This is a genomic window from Actinomyces provencensis, assembly GCF_900155435.1.
GTDB classification, from domain to species: Bacteria; Actinomycetota; Actinomycetes; order Actinomycetales; family Actinomycetaceae; genus Pauljensenia; species Pauljensenia provencensis.
On record NZ_LT700212.1, the window covers coordinates 2,284,695 to 2,301,827 of the forward strand.

The 17,133-nt window shown below is 71.7% G+C and carries 10 protein-coding genes; 5 read left to right on the forward strand and 5 right to left on the reverse strand.

The features are described 5' to 3' along the window. The 4 genes from BQ9890_RS10205 to BQ9890_RS10220 form a co-directional block, all read right to left on the reverse strand. Nucleotides 1–3,517: transglutaminase TgpA family protein (locus BQ9890_RS10205; protein ID WP_143226307.1), on the reverse strand; the 3,517-nt coding region annotated here is incomplete at its 3' end. Further along, a complete protein-coding gene (locus BQ9890_RS10210; RefSeq protein ID WP_075891311.1) occupies nucleotides 3,510–4,178 on the reverse strand; it encodes a hypothetical protein in 669 nt (222 codons plus the stop codon). The genes BQ9890_RS10205 and BQ9890_RS10210, both read right to left, overlap by 8 nt. 345 nt (nucleotides 4,179–4,523) lie before the next feature. Continuing rightward, the gene (locus BQ9890_RS10215) at nucleotides 4,524–5,915 is read right to left on the reverse strand and encodes a DUF58 domain-containing protein (RefSeq protein ID WP_075891313.1); all 1,392 of its coding nucleotides are present in this window, start codon (nucleotides 5,913–5,915) and stop codon (nucleotides 4,524–4,526) included. Further along, on the reverse strand, nucleotides 5,912–6,889 hold the full coding sequence (locus tag BQ9890_RS10220; protein ID WP_075893029.1) for an AAA family ATPase: 978 nt from the start codon (nucleotides 6,887–6,889) through the stop codon (nucleotides 5,912–5,914). Before BQ9890_RS10220 ends, BQ9890_RS10215 begins: the two co-directional genes overlap by 4 nt. A 351-nt stretch (nucleotides 6,890–7,240) precedes the next feature. On the opposite strand from BQ9890_RS10220, the gene BQ9890_RS10225 reads away from it, so the two are divergent. The 3 genes from BQ9890_RS10225 (at nucleotide 7,241) to BQ9890_RS10235 (ending at nucleotide 11,572) form a co-directional block, all read left to right on the forward strand. Next, nucleotides 7,241–8,032: a PadR family transcriptional regulator gene (locus tag BQ9890_RS10225; protein WP_075891315.1), complete on the forward strand. Its 792-nt coding sequence runs from the start codon at nucleotides 7,241–7,243 to the stop codon at nucleotides 8,030–8,032. After that, nucleotides 8,029–9,108, forward strand: a complete 1,080-nt coding sequence (locus tag BQ9890_RS10230) for an inositol-3-phosphate synthase (RefSeq protein WP_075891317.1) — start codon at nucleotides 8,029–8,031, stop codon at nucleotides 9,106–9,108. The genes BQ9890_RS10225 and BQ9890_RS10230 overlap by 4 nt, the downstream gene beginning before the upstream one ends. A gap of 577 nt (nucleotides 9,109–9,685) precedes the next feature. Next, complete coding sequence (locus tag BQ9890_RS10235) at nucleotides 9,686–11,572, forward strand: HNH endonuclease signature motif containing protein (protein ID WP_075891319.1); 1,887 nt, start codon at nucleotides 9,686–9,688, stop codon at nucleotides 11,570–11,572. A 414-nt stretch (nucleotides 11,573–11,986) separates the two neighbouring features. Here the strand turns inward: BQ9890_RS10235 and BQ9890_RS10240 are convergent, their stop codons facing one another. Continuing rightward, nucleotides 11,987–13,735, reverse strand: coding sequence for a hypothetical protein (locus tag BQ9890_RS10240; protein WP_075891321.1), 1,749 nt, complete (start codon nucleotides 13,733–13,735; stop codon nucleotides 11,987–11,989). Between the two features lie 432 nt (nucleotides 13,736–14,167). On the opposite strand from BQ9890_RS10240, the gene BQ9890_RS10245 reads away from it, so the two are divergent. Together BQ9890_RS10245 and BQ9890_RS10250 are read left to right on the forward strand one after the other, a co-directional pair. Continuing rightward, nucleotides 14,168–15,298, forward strand: a complete 1,131-nt coding sequence (locus BQ9890_RS10245) for a 6-phosphofructokinase (protein WP_075891323.1) — start codon at nucleotides 14,168–14,170, stop codon at nucleotides 15,296–15,298. A gap of 73 nt (nucleotides 15,299–15,371) precedes the next feature. Continuing rightward, on the forward strand, nucleotides 15,372–16,796 hold the full coding sequence (locus BQ9890_RS10250; protein WP_230297880.1) for an IS1380 family transposase: 1,425 nt from the start codon (nucleotides 15,372–15,374) through the stop codon (nucleotides 16,794–16,796). Nucleotides 16,797–17,133 lie beyond the last annotated feature (337 nt).

Genomic DNA, 17,133 nt, shown 5'->3' on the forward strand with positions numbered 1-17,133 from the left:
GGAGCACCCGGGCGCGGTCCCGTCCTGCGGCACCCAGGTCGAGGACCGTGTCGTGGAACTCGGCCCAGGCGGCCGCGGCGGGAGCCTCGCCCCGCAGCAGGGCCCGACGACGTGCGGACCTGCGTGCGCTGCGCAGGGTTCCCGGGACGGCCGCTGCCAGCACCAGCACCACCAACACCGCCAGACCGGCCTCCGGCAGCCACGCGGGACTCCCACCGCCCTCGGCGTCCTCCGACTCCCCTTCCCCGCTGGTGCCCCCTCCGGTGTCCTCACGGTCAGGCTGGTCGACACCCGGGGAGGGACTCGGTCCGTCGTCCCCGGATCCCTCCTCGGGCGCCAACGGATCGGTCGGCACCACCCAGGTCTCCGAGCGCGTGCCCGCCCCGCCCGGGGTGGGTTCGAACGCCATCCACCCGGTCCCGTCGATGAAGACCTCGGGCCATGCGTGCAGGGACCTGCTGTCGACCGCGGTCGACGTGCCCGACCCGGCCCGGGAGGCGTATCCGACGGACACCCTGGTCGGTATCCCCAGGCTGCGGGCCATGACGGCGAAGGTCGTGGCGAAGTGCACGCAGTACCCACGGCGCTGGTCCAGGAAGGCCTCCATGGTCGCGTAGGGGTCGTCCGGGTCCGCCCCCGGGGCGTAGGGAGCGGACTCGTCGTAGGCGAACGAGCCCGACCGGAACCAGTCGCGCAGTGCCGCCGCGGCCTCGTAGCGTCCCGTCGTCTCCCCCGTCACGTCCCGCGCGGTGTCCGCGATGACGTCGGGCACGTCCGGGGGCAGCTGCGTGTAGGGCTCCAACTCGGGCCGGTCGTTCGCGGTGGAGGTGTCCTCCCCCTCGTACCCGTAGTTCCCCAGGAAGTAGTCGCGGTACGCCTGGTTGTCCAGGAACTGCCACGCCCACGCGTGGTACCTGTCCCCCCGGCCGGTCAGGGCGGTGGTCGACCGTGCCGTCTGGGTGCCCTCCACCCACTGCCAGCGTCCGGGATCCCAGACGTCGGCACCTTCCGCGTCCTGCGCGGGTCGGACGAGCAGTGTGCCCTGGGGCAGGGGCAGCCAGGTGCTGACCAGCCCCGTGATCTCGACGACCACCGGCTCCGCGAAGGACTCCACGTCCTCCGCCGTCAACTCGCGGCCGATGTCGACGAACTCGGGCGGCCGGAGGTCCAGCACCGAGGCGGAGGCCTGGTCGAGCGCATCATCGGGCTGCCACGTCCCCCCGGTGAACTCCGTGAGTTCGGCGAGGGTGAAGCGGACGGGGTCCCCGGGGCGGACACCGGAGAACCGGAAGGCCACGGCGCTCGCCGGTCGCACCAGGTCCTCCCCCAGGGTCACCGTGACGTCGGGGACGTTCGGGGAGACGGGCGAGACCGCGATGGCGGAGGCGTTCCAGACCCGGTCGCGGGTGGTGGGCACCAGCACCGCGACACTCACTCCGACCACCAGGACCGTGGCTGCAGCGACCGGCGCCCGCCACCCCCACGCGTGGGGGGCACCCACCCACAGGAGCGCACACAGCCCCACTGCCGCAGCCACCAGGAGCTGTGCGGGAGCCCGTTGGCCGGTGACGGCGACGGGGACCAGGAGGACGAGGGCGGGGACGAGGCCGGCGGGGACCCGCAGGTCCAGACCCACCAGGAGGAGGACCGAGACCCACACCCCGAGCAGGCACACGAGGACCACCAGGTCCGCCAACGGGTCGGAGACACGCATCGGGGCGACGCCCTCGTTCAGCTGGAGACGGATCCCGACGAGCACCGCGCGTGGGTCGGAGAGCCACCACTGGGCCCGCCCGCCGCCGGACACCTGCTGGGCGAGGACCGCCCCGGCAGCAGCCAGCCCCGCCAGGCAGGCACTGAGCCGGGCAGTCGGGCGCAGGACACGCACCAGTGCGGACACCGCCACCATGGCGGCCCCGGCCACGAGGGTGCGACCGGACCAGGACCCGGGGGCGAAGACACCGGCCAGGCCCTGCAGCGCCACCGCCCACAGGGCCGCCACGAGGAGTGAGGCGACCAGGACCTGCCAGCGGGGAACCTCTGCAGCGGCAGTGGGGACGTTGCCTCCCGCCGCCTCCCCCGGGGATGTCGCCGTGCGCCGTCCCCGGCGGCGCCCCGGTCGACGTCCCCGGCGGCGCCCCGGTCGACGTCCCCCGTGCTCCCCCGCGGAACCACCGAGCAGGTCCTGATCCGGCGCCGCAGACGTCCGTCGGCCTCCCGGGCGTTCCTCATCCATGGTGCCCTCCAGCCCCGGAGGGTCGCGCCGGNGATCCCAGACGTCGGCACCTTCCGCGTCCTGCGCGGGTCGGACGAGCAGTGTGCCCTGGGGCAGGGGCAGCCAGGTGCTGACCAGCCCCGTGATCTCGACGACCACCGGCTCCGCGAAGGACTCCACGTCCTCCGCCGTCAACTCGCGGCCGATGTCGACGAACTCGGGCGGCCGGAGGTCCAGCACCGAGGCGGAGGCCTGGTCGAGCGCATCATCGGGCTGCCACGTCCCCCCGGTGAACTCCGTGAGTTCGGCGAGGGTGAAGCGGACGGGGTCCCCGGGGCGGACACCGGAGAACCGGAAGGCCACGGCGCTCGCCGGTCGCACCAGGTCCTCCCCCAGGGTCACCGTGACGTCGGGGACGTTCGGGGAGACGGGCGAGACCGCGATGGCGGAGGCGTTCCAGACCCGGTCGCGGGTGGTGGGCACCAGCACCGCGACACTCACTCCGACCACCAGGACCGTGGCTGCAGCGACCGGCGCCCGCCACCCCCACGCGTGGGGGGCACCCACCCACAGGAGCGCACACAGCCCCACTGCCGCAGCCACCAGGAGCTGTGCGGGAGCCCGTTGGCCGGTGACGGCGACGGGGACCAGGAGGACGAGGGCGGGGACGAGGCCGGCGGGGACCCGCAGGTCCAGACCCACCAGGAGGAGGACCGAGACCCACACCCCGAGCAGGCACACGAGGACCACCAGGTCCGCCAACGGGTCGGAGACACGCATCGGGGCGACGCCCTCGTTCAGCTGGAGACGGATCCCGACGAGCACCGCGCGTGGGTCGGAGAGCCACCACTGGGCCCGCCCGCCGCCGGACACCTGCTGGGCGAGGACCGCCCCGGCAGCAGCCAGCCCCGCCAGGCAGGCACTGAGCCGGGCAGTCGGGCGCAGGACACGCACCAGTGCGGACACCGCCACCATGGCGGCCCCGGCCACGAGGGTGCGACCGGACCAGGACCCGGGGGCGAAGACACCGGCCAGGCCCTGCAGCGCCACCGCCCACAGGGCCGCCACGAGGAGTGAGGCGACCAGGACCTGCCAGCGGGGAACCTCTGCAGCGGCAGTGGGGACGTTGCCTCCCGCCGCCTCCCCCGGGGATGTCGCCGTGCGCCGTCCCCGGCGGCGCCCCGGTCGACGTCCCCGGCGGCGCCCCGGTCGACGTCCCCCGTGCTCCCCCGCGGAACCACCGAGCAGGTCCTGATCCGGCGCCGCAGACGTCCGTCGGCCTCCCGGGCGTTCCTCATCCATGGTGCCCTCCAGCCCCGGAGGGTCGCGCCGGTGCCGACGGCCCCTCCCCGGCGCGCATCCCACGTCCGGAGGGACCGGACGGCCTCGGCGGCACACCGGAGCCGGGAGTGACGGGGGACCCCGCACGCATGGCATCCCATCCCCGCGGCAGTGTCCCCTCACGCGGCCCGCGGGAGTCCCCGGTGAGCACGACGACCCCGGAGGGAGTCCTCCCCATGACCGCGCGCAGGGCCGGGGAGATCCGTCCGGTCACCACGAGGCATCCCGGTGGGAGGGGCTCCGGGTCCCCGGAGGGTTCCCCGGGCACTGCGGCCCGCTCCGACGCGTCGTCCGGGACCACGGCCGATGGCGGCTCCTGGCCCAGCGGGGGGTGTCCGACCGGAAGCGGTAGGTCGGCCGTGCGTGAGCCGTGGTCCAGTGACGGGAGCTCGGCCAGTGCACGCAGGTGGAGGCCCACGTCATGGGAGGTCAGGGTCCTCCCGCGGGGGACGCCGACGGTGAGCGAGACCTCGCCGCCGCGGGCGCACCACTGGGAGACCAGGGTGGCGGCCACCGACACGGCTCGCTCGAACTCGGCGTCCTGCCCCCGCTCCGCCGAGCCGGAGTCCTCCCGGCGCCCGACGCCTGCCCGCTCCCCCCCGTAGGCCGCGGGATCGGTCACGAGGGCGAGGCGGTGGCTCGTCCCCCCCCCCGATTCCGGGGCGTTGACCAGGAGNACCAGGACCCGGGGGCGAAGACACCGGCCAGGCCCTGCAGCGCCACCGCCCACAGGGCCGCCACGAGGAGTGAGGCGACCAGGACCTGCCAGCGGGGAACCTCTGCAGCGGCAGTGGGGACGTTGCCTCCCGCCGCCTCCCCCGGGGATGTCGCCGTGCGCCGTCCCCGGCGGCGCCCCGGTCGACGTCCCCGGCGGCGCCCCGGTCGACGTCCCCCGTGCTCCCCCGCGGAACCACCGAGCAGGTCCTGATCCGGCGCCGCAGACGTCCGTCGGCCTCCCGGGCGTTCCTCATCCATGGTGCCCTCCAGCCCCGGAGGGTCGCGCCGGTGCCGACGGCCCCTCCCCGGCGCGCATCCCACGTCCGGAGGGACCGGACGGCCTCGGCGGCACACCGGAGCCGGGAGTGACGGGGGACCCCGCACGCATGGCATCCCATCCCCGCGGCAGTGTCCCCTCACGCGGCCCGCGGGAGTCCCCGGTGAGCACGACGACCCCGGAGGGAGTCCTCCCCATGACCGCGCGCAGGGCCGGGGAGATCCGTCCGGTCACCACGAGGCATCCCGGTGGGAGGGGCTCCGGGTCCCCGGAGGGTTCCCCGGGCACTGCGGCCCGCTCCGACGCGTCGTCCGGGACCACGGCCGATGGCGGCTCCTGGCCCAGCGGGGGGTGTCCGACCGGAAGCGGTAGGTCGGCCGTGCGTGAGCCGTGGTCCAGTGACGGGAGCTCGGCCAGTGCACGCAGGTGGAGGCCCACGTCATGGGAGGTCAGGGTCCTCCCGCGGGGGACGCCGACGGTGAGCGAGACCTCGCCGCCGCGGGCGCACCACTGGGAGACCAGGGTGGCGGCCACCGACACGGCTCGCTCGAACTCGGCGTCCTGCCCCCGCTCCGCCGAGCCGGAGTCCTCCCGGCGCCCGACGCCTGCCCGCTCCCCCCCGTAGGCCGCGGGATCGGTCACGAGGGCGAGGCGGTGGCTCGTCCCCCCACCCGATTCCGGGACGTTGACCAGGAGACGTCCCTGGCGGGCGCTCTGCTTCCAGTGGATGCTGCGTGGGGCGTCACCACTGCGGTAGTCACGCAGACTGCCGCCGGGTTCCCCCGCACCCGGCCGCACCCCGTGGGTCCCGAGGTCCCCCAGTGCCTCGGGGAGGTGTCCGGTCGGGAGCAGGGGGGGCAGGACGAGGACGTCCACGTGGGTGCTGGTGCGCACCCGCAGCCGGGCCAGCCCCAGGGGATCGGTGGCCGACACCCCGACGAGGGCGACACGCAGCCTGCCGCGACGCCGGGCCCACACCCGCAGACGGCTCGTCTCCCCCACACGAGCGGTCGTGGTCACCCCCTCCACCGGATGTGTGGGAGACCCCGGGTGCTCCAGGGCCCACACCAGGTCCAGGTCGGGTTCGACCGACCAGTGCGCGACCACCCGGGCGGAGATCCACACCTCGGACCCGGCCTCCACGGTCGGGGCAATTCCGCCGAGCAGGGCGCGCGGAGGGGTCCGCAGCGCGCCGACCACGAGGAGCAGGACAGCCAGGGGCAGTGCCACCACGAGGAGGACGGCGAGCATCTGCGCCTCCCACAGTCCGACCAGGAGCCACCCCAGCCAGGCGGCCAGCGCCAGGACGAGCACACCCCAGCCCCGACGGGTCGGGAGGAGGCGTGAGGGGCGTGCGAGGCTCACGGCAGGCCCGGCACCCTCAGGGAGGACACGATCTCGGAGACGATGCGCGCCGATGTCCCCAGTGCCTCCGTCGCGGTGGCGTGGTGGCCGCGCGGGAGGAGACGGTGGGGAAGGACGATGCCCGCGAGTTGCGCGACGTCATCGGGGGACACGAAGGAGCGCCCCTGCATTGCCGCACGGGATCGTGACATGCGCGCCAGGTGCAGGGTCGCGCGCGGGCTCGCCCCCATGAGCAGTCCGGGGTGGGTACGCGTCGCCCCGACGAGGGCCACGAGGTAGCGACCCACCTCGTCGGACAGCCGGACGCCCGCCACTGCTGCCTGCGCGGCGAGGATGCCCTCCGGGGTCGTGACCGGGGAGACCACGCTCAGGGGGTCGACCCCGCTGCGGTCGTCGAGCATGCCCAGTTCTGACCGTGCATCGGGGTACCCCACCGAGATCCGTGCCATGAAACGGTCGCGTTGTGCCTCGGGCAGGGGGAAGGTGCCCTCCATGTCCTGGGGATTCTGGGTGGCTGCCACCATGAAGGGCTCGGGCAGTGGCAGGGACTCCCCGTCCACGGTGACCTGGTGCTCTCCCATGGCTTCGAGCAGGGCCGACTGGGTCTTGGGCGTGGCGCGGTTGACCTCGTCCCCGATGACGACATTGGCGAAGACCGGACCGGGATGGAACCGGAACTCGTTGGACTGCGCGTCGAAGACGGAGACACCCGTGACATCGGTGGGGAGCATGTCGGAGGTGAACTGGATCCGCGTCACCCGGGCCTCGACGCTGCGGGCCAGGGAGGCCGCGAGGGTCGTCTTGCCCACCCCGGGCACGTCCTCGATCAGCAGGTGGCCACCGGCCAGCAGGGTGCAGATGGCGGCATCCACGGCCTCCGGCTTCCCGGAGATGACACGTGAGACGTTGCGCGCCAGACGATCCGCCAGGTCGCTCACCGTCGTGACGGCGCTCGCCACCACTGCCTCGCCCATGTGCATCCCATTCCCGTCCGCGCCGCAGTGGTCGCGGTCGACGACCCGCAGTCCAGTGTTCCCGGCGCACCGGTCAGCCGGCGCGCCAGCTCCTCCCGGGAAAGTAACACAGGCCACGCCGCCATGAGCGACCGGGGCCGCGGCCCGGTCGGACGAATGCCCGTGACCAGCGCACATCCGTCCCCCCGACCACCACGCCTTCACGGGACATGTCGAAGCGATATATCATCGCGATACATGAGTCCGGTGCGACCGCCCAGAACGGGGCCGCCCGGGGACCGCGGTCTGCGGACACCTGAGGTGCCCGGACCCTGACCGCGCCCCACCGGGCGCCGCGAGAAGGAGGTGGGCATGGGGATCCGGGCCGAGATGCTGGAGCTGGCGATCCTGGGTGAGCTCGACTGCCCGACCCACGGCTACGAGTTGCGTCGACGCCTCTCCGACGCGGTCGGGCCGCTGCGCACCCTGTCCTTCGGTTCCCTCTACCCCGCCCTCCACCGCCTGGAGCGTGCCGGGTACATCACCTCCACGGTCACGCCGGCCACCCCCGGACACCGCAAGCTCATCACCCACGAGATCACCCCCGCGGGGCAGCAGTACCTCGCGGAGGAGCTGGAGCGAGTCGACAGTGACGACGACTCCTTCGCGATCGCGGTGGGCCTGATGTCCAAGGCCTCCCCCGCCGCCCGCCTCCGACTGCTCAAGGACCGTCGGGCCCGTGTCCAGGAGCGCCGCGAGGAGCGCCAACGGGCCCAGCGCAGGGTCGAGCGCGACCCGTGGCGACGCGCCCGGACCCAGTGGGAGGAGGAGGACACCCTGCGCGAGATCACCTGGCTCGACCGACTCATCTCCATGGTCCAGTCCCCGCTTCCCACCGACCAGAGCGGCGCGCCCCTCCCGGGTCCCGTCCCCGCGACCGGCACGGCGACCGGCACCGGCACCGGAATGGCCCCAGCGCTGCCCGACGGCATCTCCACCCCCGTACCCACCACCACACCCGCACCCACGGGAGTCCCTCCGACCACCCCAGGGGGGTCGCCCTCGTCCATGACGGAGGAGGGCACCACCCCGGGCCTGCGCCGTACCCGCGCGCGCAGGAAGTCCCGGAAGCACCGCACACACACAGAGAAGGACAGTCAATGACAGCGATCCGCACGGCCATCGTGGGAGTGGGCAACTGTGCCTCATCCCTGGTCCAGGGAGTGCACTACTACCGCGACGCCACGCCCGAGGACACCGTCCCGGGCCTCATGCACGTCGACTTCGGTGGCTACCACGTCCGCGACGTCGAGTTCGTCGCCGCCTTCGACGTCGACGACGCCAAGGTCGGCCTGGACCTGGCGGACGCCATCTGGGCGTCCGAGAACTGCACCATCAAGTTCGACGACGTCCCCACCACCGGGGTCCTCGTGCAGCGCGGCCCGACGCTGGACGGCCTGGGCGAGTACTACCGCGACACCATCACCGAGTCCCCCGCCGAGGCCGTCGACGTCGTCGCGGCCCTGCGCGAGTCGGGCGCCGAGGTGCTCGTCTCCTACCTGCCCGTGGGGTCCGAGGAGGCCGACCGCTTCTACGCCCAGGCCGCGATCGAGGCCGGGTGCGCATTCGTCAACTGCCTCCCGGTCTTCATCGCCTCACGCCCCGAGTGGGCGCAGAAGTTCACCGACGCGGGCCTGCCGATCATCGGCGACGACATCAAGAGCCAGTTCGGCGCGACGATCAGCCACCGCGACCTCGTGCGGCTCATGGAGGAGCGCGGGGTGCGCATCGACCGCACCTACCAGCTCAACGTCGGGGGCAACATGGACTTCAAGAACATGCTGCAGCGCTCCCGCCTGGAGTCGAAGAAGATCTCCAAGACGCAGGCCGTTACCTCCAACATGCTCGGCGACCTTCCCGCGCGCGACGTCCACGTCGGGCCCTCGGACTACGTGCCGTGGCTGGAGGACCGCAAGTTCGCGTTCGTGCGCGTGGAGGGCACCACCTTCGGTGACGTGCCGATCCAGATCGAGTACAAGCTGGAGGTCTGGGACTCCCCGAACTCCGCCGGCATCGTCATCGACGCCATCCGCGCGGCGAGGATCGCCCTGGACCGTGGCATCAGCGGGCCCCTGCTCTCCCCCGCCTCCTACTTCATGAAGTCCCCGCCCGAGCAGCGCCCCGACGAGGCCGCGCGGGCGAGCGTGGAGGCCTACATCCGCGGCGAGGTCGAGCGGTGAGGGTGATGGTGCAGGCACGGCACTGAGACCGCTCGGGAACCACCTGCACGCAGCGGGTGGGCAGCACGGTGGCTCCGGGCAACCGGCTGCGGGCAATCCGCCGCGAGCACTCCGGCGCGGGCAACCGGCGCGGGCAATCCGGCGGCGGGGGTCGCCCTCGTCCTTCGTGGATGGACGAGGGCGACCCCTGTTCTCGCACCCGTGGACCCCACCGGTCATCCTCGGCCCGACGGACTCGGCGAACGACTGGTGCAGTGACCGGACACACCCGGAGGACCGGCCCGGCGAGCGCGCCAGCCGTACGCCTCCGGCACGCACGGAAGGATCGGCCCCGGCGAACGCAGGAAGGACGACCCCGCCGATGCCCCCTCCCCCACCCGCTTGGGGCGCACCTCTGAGCTCTCGATCGACTCTCGTGTCTCGTGAGCCCGCCCCCACCCGCCTGGGGCGCGCGACGTGAACGCGGGACGGACAGGCAGGGGAAGCTTTTTGTGATCTCGCTCACACTTTGTCGGAACTCCGCATTCGAACGCCTGTTCGACCTCCAGATGCACACGGGGGTGCGGAGACTTGGGGCATGGAGACCAGAAGGACTGACACGCACAGCCCGATCCTCCCCCTGGGGGAACGGGTCGCACTGGCGCGCCGGACGCTGGTCGAACTGTCGGATGCCGAACGTCTCGCCGGTCTGGCTGACCAGGAACTGATTGACGCCTTGGGGGAACTTGAGGACCTGGGGCGTCTCGTCGATGCCGGACGTGCCTTCGCGGCGGCAGAGGTCCACCAGCGTTCCCGCACGGAGCTGGGGAACGAGCGCCTGTGTGTGAAGAAGGGCTTCACGCGGGCCGTCGACCTGGTGGCCGACACCACCGGGACCTCCACGGGCGCGGCCCACCGCCGCATCACCCAGGTCCAGTCCCTCCAACCGGCGATCTCCCTCTCGGGACGCGAGGAGCCCAGCCACTTCCCCCTGACACGCGCCTGCGTGGGAGCAGGACTGGTGTCGCCAGAGGCTTCCCTGGTCGTCACCGAGGCCCTGCAGGAGGCGCTCGACCGGGGGGCCACCCCCGTACGTGTGGGGGAGGGAGAGCGCGCGCTGCTCGCCGCGGTCCTCGGCGCGGACCGCGTGCGCAGGCACATGGACATTTTCGGGTCCCAGGCCGGGGCTCTGCTGGCCGAAGCACGTGACACCACCCCCGGACGGGGCAGGACACTCGCCCAGGTCAGGCGACTGGCGTCGGCGTGGCGGTTGATGCTGACCCAGGAGGGCGACCGAGCCAGGGGCGAGGATGCCCAACGGCGCCGTGCGACCGAGCGCGAGCGGGTCCACAACTCGCGCCACCTGCGTCTCCTGCCCACGCGAGGAGGCACCCGCCGGGTCGAGGGCGAACTCCTGCCAGAGGTTGCCGCACAGCTGGAGCGCGTCCTCGACGCCTACATGAACCCGAGGGTCGACGGCACCCGGCACGGGGAGGGTGACCCAGGTGTGGGCGGTACGGCGACGGGAGTCGCGGATAGCGGGGATGCGCTCCCAGGGACCGGAGCCTCGGACGGAGGCCGACTCAGCGGCTCCGAGGTGGACAGGCGCACCCGGGGTCAGCGACTCCACGATGCCTTCGGTGGCGTCCTCACCGTCGCGGCGGGTGTGCCCGACATGCCCCTGCTGGGCGGGGCACCACCGACGCTCGTGGTCACCATCGACCAGGATCAACTCGACGATCCGCTGGGAGCGGGCTTCCTGTCGGGGACACATGACGAGGCCGACAGCGCAGTGGATGCGTCCACGGCTCACCACGCCGGGTGCTCGGGTCAGGTCCAGACGCTGGTCACCAGCCGGAGTGGTGGGATCCGCGAGCTCAGTTCTCCGTCACGCATCTTCACCGCTCACCAGCGCCGGGCCATCGCAGTCCGCGACGGTGGCTGTTGCATCCCCGGGTGCAAGGTCCCCGCCACCTGGTGCGAGGTCCACCACGTCCACGAACACGCCCGGGGCGGGCCCACGCACACGGACAATGGCGCGACCCTGTGCTGGCACCACCACCGCCAACTCCACGCCCTGGGGTGGGACATCCAGATGCGCGACGGCACACCGTGGGTGAGACCTCCGGCAGGCATCGACCCGACAAGGGCGTGGAGACCCGCACAGACGGGCACCTCTGGGCACTTCCGACAGCTCATCGGGAAGAGAGACGCCGCCAGCTCCGAACCATCCGCCAGCAGTGCCTCCGACCTCGGACGGCCCGAGCCCGGACCACCGGACAGGACTGCGCGTGGCGTCGGCCCACCCGGCAGCACTTCGCGCAGCCTCGAGCCGCCCGGGGAAGCTGTGCACGGTGCCGGACCGCCGGGGGAAGCTGTGCACGGTGCCGAGCCACCGGACAGTCCCGCCTGCAACGCGGCAGGGACCATGACGGGAATGCTCCCGGGCCTCCAGGAGGAAGCCCTCCTGCGTGCCACCGGCTGACCGGGCCGGTCTCTCCATCACTGTGGTGCACATGTGTGCCGAGCAGACACCGCCTGTCGGGACTCCATTTCACCGCAGGTCGATGAGGCAGAACGATCGTGAGGATGCGACGACCGCTTGCACGGCAGGACGCAGGGACAGCCGGACGCAGGAACGGTAGGACGCAGGAACGGTAGGACGCAGGGCCGGTAGGACGCAGGGCCGGTAGGACGCAGGGCCGGCAGACGGTGCAGGCTGCAGGACACACCGGCGCGATGATGCGCGGACGCGATCGCGGACGGGTACCGTCGCGGAACGGCACGATGGTGCGCGGGCGAGTACCGTCGCGGAACGGCACGATGGTGGGCGGGCGAGGGTACGTCCGGAACGGAACAGCGCAAGACGGTGCGAGTCCCGCGCTGCGCGAAGGTTGCGTCAGACGCTCAGGTCGTCATGGTGACCGACCCGTGCCAACTCGATGCCTCCCCTCTGCAGACGCCAGTAGTGCAACCGACGGGCACCGGGACTGTTGACCTGCAGCGACACCCGCCAGGCTGTCGCCCCGTCGGCACGCGTCAGCTGGGGGGAAGCACCCCCTGCGTCGACACGCAGTGGATGCAACTCCCTCCCCGGCACTTCGCGGACCAGGTCGGTGAGCACCTCCACGACAACGTCAAGGACCTTTCCCCTGGAGACCGCGGTCAGCGCCTCGAGGGACGCCAGGAAGGCGGGGCCCAGCGCCCACTGCCCGGGCAGCTGCCGCTGTTCCTTGTCCGATGCCGGGATTCGACGGCACCATGCCAGGTAGACCTCGTGGCGGAACTGCTGTTCCGGATCGGTGAAGAAAACCTCCGTCGTTGCCATCGGATCCACCTCACTTCCCGGACGCCCACGCTGCTTCCGGGCAAGATCGCGTGAGCGGCGGTTGCCCTCCATCAACTCGTGGACCCTGTTCGCCAGCTTCTGGACCTCACGCTGCGCTTCACGGCTGGTGCGTTGCTCGTCCGCGAGCGCCCCTGCCAAGGCCTTGAGTTCTCGGGACTGTCGGGCACGCGCCTCACGCTCCAGGGAGAGCTCCCTGGAGAGCCTGTTCGCCCGTTGCCTCGCCTCCTCGAGCGGATCCGCCACCGCGGCCACACCCGACGGGGTGGAGGCCGGCGCGATGGGGACAGTGGCGGCCTCCACGTGGTCGGAGATGATCGCCTGGACCCATTCCGCCGAAGCGGGAACTCCCTCGTCTGCTGCCTCCCGGTCCTCGATCCTCTCCCAGGCCGGCCCCTCCTCGACCAACCAGGGAGGACCCCCCGGCAGCAGGGAGGGCACCGGCTCCAGGGGGTCGTCATCGTCCACGTCCGCAAGTGTGAGGCGCAGCCGCCCTGCCCCGCGGTGCACGCGCGCCCGCGCGACCGAACCTTCCCAGAAGAGGTCGGTGAGACGGTCGAGGTCGGAGGAGGTGACATCGACGAGGCCCACGTCCACGGCGACTCCCGGCCAGGGCTCGACCACCATGCGCTCAGGGCGCACCTCCCCCACACGCACCAGCGCCACGGCCCCCTCGGGCAGTTCCTCGATCCAGGCCGCGCCGTCACGCAGGGACCCGGACAGGTCGAGGAACCCCCGCACCGACTCCACGCCGCGCACCTCCTGTCCCGGAGCGAGCACCTGGTCGATCGTGACGCCGAGCCCCGGGAAGGACGCCTCCAGCGCCACGGTCCTGACCTCCCCGTCCGACCCCCGCACGAGGGCGCGTTCGGCACCCACCAAGCCCTCGACGCGACCCTGCACGTCGCTGCCCGGCGATCCCGCGGAGGAGAGCGACGGACGCCGGGAGAGGCGGCAGGTCGCCGCCACTGCGATGAGTTCCTCCAGAAGCGCGGCACCCGATCGGCGTGCCTCGCCCTCGTCACGCGCCATGTGCAAGCGGGACAACCGCCAGTCCGACATCCAGGACGGATCGACGGGGTAGATGCGTGCCGCGCCCCCGTAGACCTGCGTGAGGGCGGGCATGGCGTCGGTCAGCGCATAGGTCTCGACCCCGTTGGGGATGACGTAGACCTCGACCTCCTGACCGGCCTCCTCCAGGAGGGGATCCAGGTCGAAGGCGAGGCGACGGCGGTCCTCGGGCACTGTGGACACGACCAGTGCGGGCCTGCGGCGTGCGGGTGAGCACAGGTGCTCCCCCAACGCGTGGGCCTCCTGCGGCCCCTGGATCCACTTGGGACAGGCCCGCGCGCGTCGTTGCGCATCCGCGAGGAGCGCTGCGCGTTCCCGGCCGGGCGCCGAGCCGGGACCGGGGGCACGCTCGGGACCGGGGGCACGCTCGGGACCGGGGGCACGCTCGGGACCGGGGGAATGCTCGGGACCGGGAACGGGGTCGGACGTGGGACCCGGGATGGGCCTCCGGCTGCGATGTCTGCGCTTGCGCCGCCGGTCGGATGCCCCCATGAGTCCCCCTCGATCTCCGTCACCAGCATTCCCGCCAATGTAGTACGCGTCAACGACTGCGTCCGCTGCTCGCCCTGCTCCCGTACGCCACGGAGCCTCCCAGGAGTCGACGCAGGACCGGCCCCCGACCGACCCGATACCCTTGGAGCACGACTACCGAGGAGGAATCCCATGGCAAAGGGTGCGAAGCGGGTCGGAATCCTGACGGCAGGTGGTGACAGCCCGGGGCTCAACGCGGCGATCCGCGGATTCGGCAAGGCTGCTCTGGGCCACTACGGCATGGAGGTCATCGGATTCCGCGACGGCATCCGCGGGCTCGCGGAGAACCGCTACGTGGACCTCGACTCCCAGGCACTCTCCGGGATCCTCACCGTCGGCGGCACCGTCCTGGGCACCTCTCGCGACAAGCCGCACAAGATGCGCATCGGCGATGAGGTGGTCGACATGGTCCCGACCATCATCGAGAACTGCGAGAAGGACGGCCTGGAGGCTCTCGTCTGCATCGGCGGTGGAGGCACCGCGAAGACCGCGAACCGACTCTCGAAGGCTGGACTGAACATCATCCACCTGCCCAAGACGATCGACAACGACATCGCACACACGGACACCAGTTTCGGGTTCTCCACTGCGCTCGGCATCGCCACGGAGGCCATCGACCGCCTCCACTCCACCGCCCACAGCCACCACCGGATCATCGTCGTGGAGATCATGGGCCACAAGGCAGGATGGCTGGCGCTGGGCGCCGGTATCGCCGGGGGCGCGGACATCATCCTGCTGCCCGAGATCCCCTACTCGATTGAGCCTGTCGCCGAGTCCATCCGCAAGCGTGCAGCTGCTGGTCACAGCTTCTCCGTGGTGGCCATCGCTGAGGGCGCGAGAGACCTGCAGGACGCTGCCGACCTCGTGGCGGCAGAGGCCCTGGTCCGCAGCGCGAATTCTGCCGAGGCGAAGGCTGCCGCCAAGAAGCACCGCAACTCCGTCCTCACCTCCCACCGGGGCAACGCGTTCAAGGTCGCGGAGGCCCTGGAGGCCGCCACCGGCCTGGAGTCCCGCGTGACGATCCTCGGCTACGTCCAGCGCGGGGGTACTCCCGACGCGCAGGACCGCCTGCTCGGAACGCTCCTGGGCGGGGCGGGTGCCGACATGGTCTCCCGAGGGGAGTTCGGCGTGACCGTGGCCTCCCAGGGACAGGCCGCGGTGCCCGTGCCGCTCTCGGAGGTCGCCGGCAACCTGAAGACCGTCCCACTGGACCATCCCTGGTTGGAGGCGGCCCGCCACGTGGGCACCTGCATGGGTGACTGAGCCCTGATCCACCGTTTAGGGGGTGGGTTGTGGGGGTGTGAAAAAGGGAGGATGCCCCTTCTGATCTGGGATAATGGGTGTCGCCAGACAAACCATTTCACCAAGTCGAGGGGGCATCGCTCAGGTGCAATCGTTTCACACTCCCACCCGCCGTTTCACCCCGGTCTTCGATGAGGACCACCTCGTCTCCGCCGGGGGCCTGCCCGCGGTGATGGGCCTGGCCCAGCGGGCCGGGCTCGCTGATCTGCTGAACGAGCGGCTGACGGTGGCATCCCCGAACGCGGTGGTCAAGACGCGCGCGCTGGTGACGGGCATGCTGGCGGGGGCCGATGACATTGACGGGATGGATGTCTTGCGTTCGGGGGGCACGGCGAAGGTGGTGGGGGCGGTGCGTGCCCCCTCCACCCTGGGGACCTTCCTGCGGTCCTTCACCCACGGTCACACCCTCCAGCTGGGAGCCATCAACCGCCAGCTCCTGGCCAACCTGGCCCCCAGGGTCCCCACCCTGTTCGGCAGTGATGAGCTGGTGATGGTGGACCTCGATGACACCATCCGGGAGGTGCACGGGTATTCGAAGCAGGCGGTGGCCTACGGCTACAACCATGTCAAGGGCCTCAACGCCCTCGTCGCCACCATCAGCACCGAGCACACCCCGCCCGTGATCGCCGGGGCCCAACTGCGTCGGGGCAACATCCGCAGCGGGGGCAACGCCGCCTGGCACGCCAAGAGAGCCCTCACAGTCCTCAGACGCGTCCGCCCGGATGCGAGGGTGATGGGTCGGGCTGACAGCGCGTTTTGCACGTGCGACTTCGTCCACGCCTTCCTCGACGCCGGGTGCTGGTTCTCCGTGACCGTCCCCCAGTGGAAGACCGTCACCCGAGCCATCAGTGCGATCCGGGAGGAGGAGTGGGTGGGGATCCACTACCCCAACGCCGTCTTCGAAGAAGACACGGGAGAATGGATTAGTGACGCCGAGGTCGCAGAAGTCCCCTTCACCGCCTTCACCTCCCACACGGTGAGTGAACACGTCACCTGCAGGCTCGTCGTGCGCCGTGTCAAGCGGTTGAACCCGAAGGCCAGCCCGGGTCAGGGGGAACTGTTCGACACGTACCGGTACCACCCCTTCATCACCAACTCCACCCTCCCCATGGTCCAGGCCGATGAGCGTCACCGGGGACATGCGATCATCGAGCAGGTCATGGCCGAGTTGAAGGGCAATGCCCTGGCGCACCTGCCCTCGGGGAAGTTCCAGGCCAACGCCGCCTGGCTGCAGTTGGCGGTCCTGGCGTTCAACATCTCCCGGGCCGCAGCCCACGCCGCAGGCATGAACACAGCGCGCATGCCCACCATCCGCACCCGACTCATCCACGTGCCAGCACGAGTGGCCACGAGGTCCAGGCGCCGCTTCCTGCACTACCCGACCCACTGGCCCTGGCAACGCCAGTTCATGGACCTGTGGGGCCACGCCACCGGCAGCGACCCGCCCCTGGCGGCCTGACCACCACCCACCCAGCCCCAGCGGGCCCAACCCGAGGAACCCCAGGACAAGCCGACACCAGTGGTCGGAGACCCCACCACACCCCGGAACCCGAACACCCTCACACCAGCACAAACACACCACCACAACCCCATCCCGCTCGCCTCACACCACCCCCACCCCCACAAACGGTGGATCAGGGCTGAGGGTTCCTCGGCGTGGCGGGCATTGGCCCCGAGAGGTCGGACGGCCACAGGCAGACCAGAGCGGTCGGACAGCCACAGGCAGACCAGAGCCGTCGGACGGCCACAGGCCGAACCGTGCGGGTGGATCACCGGTGGCCGGACGGCAGTGATCC

Bases quoted from the DNA above. Each gene is read 5' to 3' on its own strand.
- BQ9890_RS10235 (WP_075891319.1), top strand. From the start codon at position 9,686: ATGGAGACCAGAAGGACTGACACGCACAGCCCGATCCTCCCCCTGGGG.
- BQ9890_RS10230 (WP_075891317.1), top strand. From the start codon at position 8,029: ATGACAGCGATCCGCACGGCCATCGTGGGAGTGGGCAACTGTGCCTCA.
- BQ9890_RS10245 (WP_075891323.1), top strand. From the start codon at position 14,168: ATGGCAAAGGGTGCGAAGCGGGTCGGAATCCTGACGGCAGGTGGTGAC.
- BQ9890_RS10220 (WP_075893029.1), bottom strand. From the start codon at position 6,889: ATGGGCGAGGCAGTGGTGGCGAGCGCCGTCACGACGGTGAGCGACCTG.
- BQ9890_RS10225 (WP_075891315.1), top strand. From the start codon at position 7,241: ATGGGGATCCGGGCCGAGATGCTGGAGCTGGCGATCCTGGGTGAGCTC.
- BQ9890_RS10250 (WP_230297880.1), top strand. From the start codon at position 15,372: ATGGGTGTCGCCAGACAAACCATTTCACCAAGTCGAGGGGGCATCGCT.